A 646-nucleotide genomic window follows, 5' to 3' on the forward strand; every position below is an offset into this window, starting at 1 on the left:
CCTCGGTCGAGGCGTTGACGATGGTCTGGCCAATCGGCCCGTCGGGGTTGATGGGAATCGGCCGGGTGTGTTCCTGGGCCTCCAGCGCTTGCTGGGCAATTTGCTGCAACTCCGTCTTGGCGTGCAGATGGGCCTGGGCGTTCACGTACATCCGGTTGAGAACGTTCAAAATCTGTTCAATCGAATGCTTGCCTTCGGCATCGAGTTCATTGACGTGTTCCACGAGCGCGTAGAGCGGCCCTTGCACCATCAGAATGCGCGTCATGTCATCCGCAGTGAAAGCTTCCGGGTCGATGCCGAAGGTGTCTCGCAGACCTTCCAGCTCGACGAGATCAAGGAAATCCTCGATGGGGAAATTGCTCCTGGCCGACAACTGCCGGCCCAGGTCTTCGGCACTTTCCTGCAAGCGCTTCAGCAGCTTGTCTTCTTCATCCATCGCGAATCCCCACCCTGGGAACAACTCTTCCACGGAAACAGGGGTAGGGCAAACCTCGCAACCATATCAAGTCGAGCCGTGGCGGGGGCAAGGACGCGCGCGGAGGCCTTCGCCGGTAGTGAGTGAAGGCCGGCGGTGCGCAAAACGCTTGTCCGAGGCTCTATTTCACTCAGCGGCAAAAGCATGAAACTGGGCGAACTGTTCGGGAAG

At 59.0% G+C, this 646-nt stretch carries 1 protein-coding gene; it reads right to left on the reverse strand.

All coding sequences use genetic code 11. The annotated features are described in order from the left end of the window. Positions 1-436, reverse strand: a 436-nt coding sequence (locus tag ACXJ7R_RS35585; protein WP_457155868.1) for a hypothetical protein, incomplete at its 3' end; no start/stop codon positions are given. Positions 437-646: the final 210 nt, after the last annotated feature.

It is taken from the genome of Mesorhizobium sp. P5_C1 (assembly GCF_054049815.1).